This is a genomic window from Coleofasciculus sp. (genome assembly GCF_046539235.1).
Lineage (GTDB): Bacteria > Cyanobacteriota > Cyanobacteriia > Cyanobacteriales > Coleofasciculaceae > Coleofasciculus.
In genome coordinates this window covers 1-8,287 of record NZ_JBKHHI010000301.1, presented here as the reverse complement: position 1 = coordinate 8,287, position 8,287 = coordinate 1, and the positions used below count along the sequence as shown (strand labels likewise).

The following is an 8,287-nucleotide window of genomic DNA, read 5'->3' as shown; positions in this document are numbered from 1 at the left end:
GACCAATGACCAATGACCAATGACCAATGACCAATGACCAATGACCAATGACGAAAATGTGAGCCGATGATGAAAAAGCTATTACAGGTATTAATTGCGTTAGCTTTGGCAGTTTTTGCCATCATGATATTTGCGCCAAAAGCCTTAGCATTTTGTGGATTTTATGTAGCCAAAGCAGATACAAAGCTTTATAACCAAGCCTCTCAAGTGATTATCGCACGGGATGGCGATCGCCGGATTTTTATGATTAAATTACCTAAATTAGGGAAATTTGGTAAGTATCCCATCTATAATGCATTAATCATTGAGCAATCCAATGGCGATTAAGGGCAACTGAGACGAAAGCCAGACAAGTAAGAGTAAGGATTGGGAATTGACCAAAGATTTCCTCTCAGAGTATGTTTATGAACAGAAGAAAGGGGAAAAAGTTACTCTCGGCTGCTCCTTTCCTCTGGTAACGGCTAATCTGGAGAGGATAAATGTCCGACGTTCAAGATGCATCACCCAATCAACTAGTTTGTACAGTCTTGCCGACTTACAACGAGCAGGACAATATCACTGCGCTGATTGAGCGCCTTCTGGCGAGTAACGCCGCCCCCTACCTGGTGCTTGTGATTGATGACAATTCCCCTGATGGCACATGGCAAATTGTAGAACAGTTTGCCGATCGCTATCCTATTTCCTCTACTTCACCAGAGGATGGTAACAGATTGGCGGTTGCCTTAGTCCGGCGTATTGGTGAAAAAGGTCTAACCTCGGCTATCCAGCGCGGCATTGATGAGGCGATTCACACCTATAATGCTGGAATCGTCACTTGGATGGATTGTGACCTCTCCATGCCCCCTGAAGACGTACCCCGACTGGTGCAAGCTATCCAGAAAAACGAAGCCGATGTTGCCTTTGGTTCCCGGTGGGTTCCGGGGGGAACGGATAGAGCTCACGGTTTAATGGCTCGCACCCTAAGTTGGATTATCAATTCCTTCGCCAGAGTGATGCTATACAGCCGGATACATGATTACACGAGCGGTTTCATCGCCGCCCGCGCCGAAGTATTGGAGCGCATCAAGCTGCGTGGGGGTTATGGTGAATACTGCATCGATTTGTTATACCGTGCCAAACGACTCAACTACCGACTCGTCGAAATCCCTTACATCTGCGTACCTCGTACAGCGGGGGAGAGCAAAACGGGTATAAACTTGTGGGATTACTTAGTCAAAGGACGCAAATATGTGTCAACTATCTGGCAGCTTTCCCGGAAAAAATCATTAACTTAAGGCTTGCTTTCGGGAGTCTTGTGGTAAGGGGAGGGAACAGGAAACAGTTAACAGTTAACAGAGAACAGGCAATAGGCAACAGGCAATAGTTGAGGGAAGATTGTATGAGCGCTTCCTCCAAAATGCTACTGTAGGGTGGGCACTGCCCACCAGCCTTAACTTAGAAACGTTAGGAGTCTGGTTCTGTGTTATTGCCCACCTTCTGATAAAATCTCTTTAACGGTGACGGCGACTCGTTCTATCTGTTCAGGGGTTAACGCCATACCACTGGGAATATAGAAGCCTCGGCGGGCTAAACGTTCAGCGACAGGGTAAGACTCCCCTTTGAATAGTCCCATCTTATGAAATACAGGCTGTTCGTGCATAGGCCAAAAGAATGGGCGACTGCCGATTTTATGTTCTCTTAACCGTTTCATTGCCTCTGTCGCATCAAAAGACACCTCATCGGTTAAGACTACACCATACACCCAGTAAATGTTTTCCGCATAATCGGTGCGGGGAAGGGGTAACTCTAAACCTGCTACATTCCCAAGAAGTTCTGTGTAACCTTGTCCCATCTGGCGTTTACGACTTACAAATTCATCCAACCGCTCTAATTGAGCCAGTCCAACGGCGGCTTGTAAGTTGGTCATGCGTAGGTTCCAGCCTAAGTCTTCATGGACAAAACGCTGCTGGGGTTGAAAACACAGATTTCGCAGAGAACGACAGCGTTGAGCTAGGTTATCGTCATCGGTGACAATCATTCCCCCTTCACCTGTGGTAATGTGTTTGTTGGGATAAAAGCTAAACGTACTAATATCACCCAAGCTGCCACAAGGTTTTCCCTTATAGGTTTGACCGTGCATTTCGGCAGCATCTTCAATCACCAATAATTTATATTTTTGGGCTAAAGCTTGGATGGCGTCCATCTCCACAGGTAATCCGTAGATATGGACAACCATAATCGCTTTGGTTTTGGGGGTAATCTTTGCTTCTACCTGCTGGACATCCATATTCCAGGTGTGGGGGTTGCTGTCCACGACAACTGGAATCGCCCCCGCCCTGACAATCGCAGCGGCACAGGAGATAATCGTAAATGTGGGTAGAATGACTTCATCCCCTGCACCAATTCCCAGAGCAACGATAGCCGCATCCAAAGCCATGGAACCATTACTCACAGCTATGCCATGTTTTCGTTCCACACGAGTGGCAAATTCGGCTTCAAATTGCTTGACGAATGGTCCTTCAGACGAAATCCATCCTGTGTCTATACATTCATTGAGATATTGCTTTTCTTTGCCGTCTAACAGGGGTTCATTGACCGGAATTGGTTCTCCCATAGTTGGTTAATCCGTTATCTTGACCTGTTTGCTCTCAACGCCGGGGAAACGAGTCTTGTCCTCATTCCCCACATAAGGACCTTGCTTGACTTCAATCATTTCTACTTCTTCTAAGACTTCAAAGCCATGTCCTCCTTTAATCAAGAGAATGACATCTCCAGCTTCTAGGATATGACTCTCTAAATACTGTTGCTGGTCGTCATAAAAATCGACTCGCAGTTTTCCTTGTTTAATAAACAGAACTTCCTGAGTGTAAAAGACTTCTCGACGGACTTGATTGTGGATGTGAGGGGTAATCGTTTTTCCCGTCGGATGCCTCATATAGGCTAGCTGTTGCGAAAAGCTGTCAGGGGTAAAAAAGTGAATACCAGGTTGGTTAAATTCAGTGGTAATAATAATGGCAAATACTTCTTGGTTATGAACAATTTCTTGTAGTTGTTTTTTGCGAGGTTTTATTAACATTGGAGTTCTCAAAGTAGAGTTGGATCAAGACGACATTGGCGCTATAACTAGAATTTAAAGTATAGCTCAACGATTACTCGTCTACAAGGGTTGCTTAATCGAGGCTTCGTAGATGGGATATTTGCCAAACTGACCTAAATTAGACAATTCAATCTGAAAGCGCCGCTCACCTTTAGTGAATTGGAGATTATCCTGACTATCTTCGGGTGGCTGGCATTTTCGATAAGGATAACATACATAAATAAATTGATCCTGATTCTGCTCAACTAATACTTTACTCAATTTAACTAAATCAGTGCTAGTTTCCGCCTGAAAAAAGAACTTTTTGCCTCGGAGAGGGGGTTCTAGTAATTGAGCCGCGTATTGATGAGAAACTGCAATCACCCGTTCTGGAGTTTCTCGCAAGAGTTGGGTGGCGGGAGGAACACCTTGATGCGCCTTCTGCAACGCCAGTGTGCCTAAGTAAATGTTTTTGTGGATGCCAATGGCTAAGAGGACAACGATGGTAAAAATGCTGATGTATCGGAAAAGGGGACGTGATCTGTCCTTGATCAAATTTAGCTCCTCTATCGTTACCCAGGTTACTAAGGGTATAAGAGACAATAAGTATCGTGGTCCCCACTGCTTACCCCCAACCGCAATCTCGTCCGCGCCAGAATCTAACAATAAACAAGCACCAGCGGTGAACATCACACAGATTAGATAGATTACCCCTATCCTAGCATTGAATTTTACCTCAATTTTTCTGAACACATACAGCCACGCGATCGCGATGAGGATTGGTATACTATATTGCTTAATCGCTGTCTTTAACTCAGCCGCACCTCCGGTCAGAAACAGATACCCAGCGGCGGCAATTAATAGACCAATTATACCAATGGTTACAAGTTTCAGATTCAGTTTAGCTTCTAGTCTCTTAAAGCCATACAAGAGCAAGTAAAGCAGCGGAAAAAAGGCGAGCGGGAAGTACTCAAATCCGACGACACTAAGTTCCTGAAAATTGCCCCAAGCCTCGGCAAGACGGCGAGTCCAAGAGAACTCCTCGACAATTTCTACAGCATGCATTCCCAGAAAAAGACCGTAAACCAGTTTGTTGGCGACAAAAAATAGGCTGACTGCCACGAACATACTAGCGATAAAAGTTTCCTTATTTTTGGCTAAATAATGGATAGATTTGAAGTTAAACTTGTTAAACAAATTCAAAAAATTACTCTTCGCTAATGCGGCAATAATCACCAAAGCGGATAACGTCGCCACCATAGACAAAAACTCAGGTCTAAACCAAGCCGATAAACCGATTAAACCGCCACTGACTACAGCAGTGGGTTTCGATAAACCCGATGGATATCCGATCATTAGCAGCATTGCCATACCTGCAAAGCAAAGCGCAACCGCAAGGCTATGCTCCCAATACATGGCACTATACAGGGTTAAGTGCGAGGCAAAGATCAGACCAATTAACGCAATTGAGGTATGAAATGCACTAACCTTTAAACGCTTACAGGTAAGATAGAAAGTACCCCAGATTGCCCAAGTGGCAACTAACGGAACCAGATAAAGACCTCTGAAGCCAAAAAGCGCATAAAATGGTGCGGTAACTAGGGGAAACGTAAAGGGAAAGGTAATGTAATAGCGCCCCGCTACGTTGTAAACAAACGGTGGTGCATAAGGATATAGTCCATCCTGCCAAAGATTTCGCACCCAGGCTTCTGTGGGTTGCCAGAGATCAAAGCGCCATTCACCCGTACTTAACTGCTGTGCGAGTAAGGATTTGAGCGCAGCATCGCCGCTAAAATACGTACCTTCGGGAATTTGAAATTGTAAATAGAGTGAAAATAACACTCCAATGACAATAATCCCTAACGGAATCGGCTCAAGCTTGATTTTCATGAGTGTGTAGGGTGACGATTCATTAAGCCAAAAGTTTATCTTGATAAGAGTCGTTTAGGCGACATGGCGTCAAGCAACAACTTGATCATTATATAACGGAGTTTCTTGGCAACGTCGTGATTTTCAATGGCTGCCAATTATTTTACATTTATTTAGAAATCTGTGGCAGCCGCTGAAAATTTCGTTTATTCTAGGAAAATCATCGTTTTTTGACCAATACAGCTTGACAACCCTGGTCGTCTTTAGAGGATTATATTTATATTTATTTACAAAACGTAAAATAGTCCGGCAACTTGATGGCGTATCTTTCACCTAATCCTTACAATTAACGGTTGTATAGTTATATAGTATTGCTCTTATGTGGAAATCTTTTCAGCTAGGATCTTGGTTGATCACGGCAGGTATCGCTTGGTTCCTCGGTTACATTTATAACGTCCATCATGGCGGTGAATTAAGCTTCCTGCGAAAAATGTACGAACACAAGATAGCAGTAGCTGAACAAGTACAAGCACCAACCCGAGTGCTGATTGTGGGGGGTTCAGGAGCGAATTATGCCACGAGTGCGGCGGCGATAGAAGCGGAACTGGGTATTCCGGTGTTCAACCTCGGATTAGATGGACCAGTGGGGCTGAATGTAATCCTGCCTAGTATTTTAGAGCAAGTAAGCCCTGGAGATATTGTGCTGCTGATTCCTGAAGATTTAATTCTTTTAGATGATGATGGGTTGCTAGACCGTTCGGTGCCATTTGGTATTGCCATTGGACGACCAGGTTTGGGTGATGTTCCACCCCAGCAGCTAGCTGAAAACTTATTGCTGGTGGGAACACCGACTCTACGAGGACTGACGAAATCGACAATAGACCTGATCGAAAAAGGCGAAATGACGGGATATTACTCCGATCCTTTTACTAACCGAGGAGATCCCACAGTGACCAAAGTCCGCCACGGTAAGTGGTGGAAATGGCAAATTAAGGAACCGATTTCTGATCATGCCATAGAGCGAATCACTAAATTTCGGGAGCAGGTGGAAGCCAAAGGCGCTACTTTAGTTTTATCCTTACCTTGGGTCTATGGTAGTACAGAGCAAGAGTCGATCGCGAATATGAGAAAGATTGCCGCAGAGTTAGAAAAAATTGCCCCGGTAATCGCCTATGATCCAGAGACGTTTAACCTAAAAAGCGATTCGAGTTTGTTTGCGGATACGCACCACCACCTTTTACCGGACAGTCGGAAAATTAGAGCGAGAGAACTGGTTGAAGGATTAGAACCCTTTGTTAAGAAAGACCGCACCCAGGCGAAGTAAGTCAAGTCAGAAAATTTAAGATTTTCGGAGTTAATCGGGCTAAATTTAAACGGTTTCACGTGCTGAATGGGTTTTCTCGATACAAAAGAAGGTTTATTTTAGTATGGTTGGTGATAAAGCAAAAACTAAACGTCCTTTAGCCTCTAAGATAGAGGAAGTGTTTGGGCTTGATCTGCGATCGCTAGCAGTTTTTCGTATCGGTCTGGCGTTGATGGTGATTTGGGATTTAATCATCCGAGTTAAAGGGTTAAATGCTCATTATACGGATTATGGTATACTCCCGCGCAGCGCCCTAATTGACGAATTGCTCAATCCCTGGTATCTGTCTATCCATTTGATTAGCGGTCAGCCCTTTGTCCAAGGGCTACTTTTTTTATTGGCGTTTTTTATCGCTTTGATGATGTTGGTGGGGTATCGCACCCGACTAGCAACAATTGCGACGTGGGCGTTAGTTATCTCCCTGCAACACCGCAATCCGGCGTTAATTTTTGCTGCCGATGATGTGCTGCGAGCGATCCTGTTTTGGGCTATGTTTTTACCCTTGGGTGCGTGTTATTCGGTGGATAGTGCGCTGAATACATCAACCCAACCATTACCCAAGCGGGTTGTCTATGGTGCGACGTTTGCCTTGATGGTACAACTGTGCTTTATTTATATGTGGTCGGCGGCGTATAAAACCCAGAGTGAAATTTGGTGGCCCCAAGGCGATGCGGTGTATTATTCCTTAAGTTTCGATCAGTATGTATCGGGATTTGGTCTATTTTTACTGAGCTTTCCGCCACTCTTGTTAAAAGCGATTACATTTAGCGCCCTCTGGTTTGAATGGATCGGACCGTTGATGATATTTATTCCCTTCCGGAATAGCTTTTTCCGCTGCGTGGCGATTGTTTCGTTTATTCTGTTACATATTGGGTTTGAGTTAAGTTTTGAACTGGGGGTTTTATCGTTTCTGAGTATGGCGACGTGGTTGGCGTTGCTTCCGAGTCCGGTTTGGGATGGACTGGCTAAGCGGTTGAATACCGATAAACGTCGGGGGTTAAGGATTTATTATGATGCCGATTGTGGCTTTTGCAAGAAGGTTGTCCACCTAATTCGCACGTTTTTAATTTTGCCGAGAACTCCGTTACTAATGGCTCAAGATGATGCGTCCATTTGTGCGGATATGGAAGCCAAAAATTCCTGGGTGGTTGTGGATTGGCAAGGAAATCGGCATTTTAAGTTTGAAGCTATCGCCTATGTGGTGAGTCTATCGCCGTTATTTGGGTTCTTGGCTAAGGTGTTGAGATGGCGTCCAGTTATGGCGGTGGGGACGAGGTTTTATGAGACAATAGCCACCAATCGGCGCACGGCTGGGATGTTGACTAAACCGCTAAAGTTTCGCCCGATTGAGGTGCGTCCTTCACGGCTGCTGAATGCGATCGCGTTAGCTTTACTACTGTTTACATTTATTTGGAATCTTCGCAGTTTTGCTGCTCAAACCTTTTCCAGACGATCGGTTGAGAAAGATGACTGGATTAGTGCGACGCATAAGTTTTTGAATCGCCGGACATTTCAGCGCCTTGATCCGGTGAGTCGTTTGACGCGATTGGATCAGTCGTGGAGTATTTTTGCGCCGTCACCGCCTCTAGATGATGGTTGGCATGTGATTGAAGGTAAACTGAAGAATGGCAGTGAAATCGATGTTCTTCTCGGTGGGGGTGCGGTGAATTGGGATAAGCCGACTCCTCAGCAGTTAAAGGCGATATATGGGAATCAGCAATGGCGGGTTTATTTCATTAATTTAAATCGCGCGATCGGCAAAAAGCTTTATCCTTATTATGGCAAGTATCTCTGTCGGACGTGGAATGCTACCCATGAAGGTGGTAAGCAATTGGAGAGTTTTGAGATGTATTTTATGGATGAGAGAACTGTACCGCCAGGTGAACCTCAAGAGGTAGAGAAGGTTAAGAGATTGGAGCAATCTTGTTCGGATTAGTTACCCTCTTTTTGCCACGGCGATTAAAATCGCTGCTACACTAATGTATGCGAAGCCTTCCCGA

6 protein-coding genes and 1 pseudogene are annotated in these 8,287 nt (G+C 44.8%); 4 read left to right on the top strand and 3 right to left on the bottom strand.

Annotated features, from left to right (window positions below; all coding sequences use genetic code 11):
• Positions 1 to 69: 69 nt before the first annotated feature.
• Both ACLFWI_RS21975 and ACLFWI_RS21970 read left to right on the top strand, forming a co-directional pair.
• A pseudogene (locus ACLFWI_RS21975) lies at positions 70 to 240 on the top strand (DUF2330 domain-containing protein); the annotation flags it as partial.
• A gap of 239 nt (positions 241 to 479) precedes the next feature.
• The gene (locus tag ACLFWI_RS21970; RefSeq protein WP_446414686.1) at positions 480 to 1,274 is read left to right on the top strand and encodes a polyprenol monophosphomannose synthase; all 795 of its coding nucleotides are present in this window, start codon (positions 480 to 482) and stop codon (positions 1,272 to 1,274) included.
• A gap of 188 nt (positions 1,275 to 1,462) precedes the next feature.
• Here the strand turns inward: ACLFWI_RS21970 and ACLFWI_RS21965 are convergent, their stop codons facing one another.
• From ACLFWI_RS21965 to ACLFWI_RS21955, 3 genes are all read right to left on the bottom strand, one after another.
• Complete coding sequence (locus ACLFWI_RS21965; RefSeq protein ID WP_446414685.1) at positions 1,463 to 2,593, bottom strand: DegT/DnrJ/EryC1/StrS family aminotransferase; 1,131 nt, start codon at positions 2,591 to 2,593, stop codon at positions 1,463 to 1,465.
• A 6-nt stretch (positions 2,594 to 2,599) separates the two neighbouring features.
• On the bottom strand, positions 2,600 to 3,055 hold the full coding sequence (locus ACLFWI_RS21960) for a hypothetical protein (RefSeq protein WP_446410658.1): 456 nt from the start codon (positions 3,053 to 3,055) through the stop codon (positions 2,600 to 2,602).
• An 81-nt stretch (positions 3,056 to 3,136) separates the two neighbouring features.
• On the bottom strand, positions 3,137 to 4,945 hold the full coding sequence (locus ACLFWI_RS21955) for an LA_3751/LA_3752 family putative glycosyltransferase (protein WP_446414684.1): 1,809 nt from the start codon (positions 4,943 to 4,945) through the stop codon (positions 3,137 to 3,139).
• 358 nt (positions 4,946 to 5,303) lie between these two features.
• Here ACLFWI_RS21955 and ACLFWI_RS21950 point away from each other — a divergent pair, with 358 nt between their 5' ends.
• A complete protein-coding gene (locus ACLFWI_RS21950; protein ID WP_446414683.1) occupies positions 5,304 to 6,248 on the top strand; it encodes a hypothetical protein in 945 nt (314 codons plus the stop codon).
• Positions 6,249 to 6,351: 103 nt separating this feature from the next.
• On the top strand, positions 6,352 to 8,223 hold the full coding sequence (locus ACLFWI_RS21945; protein WP_446414682.1) for a DCC1-like thiol-disulfide oxidoreductase family protein: 1,872 nt from the start codon (positions 6,352 to 6,354) through the stop codon (positions 8,221 to 8,223).
• The last annotated feature ends 64 nt before the right edge of the window (positions 8,224 to 8,287 follow it).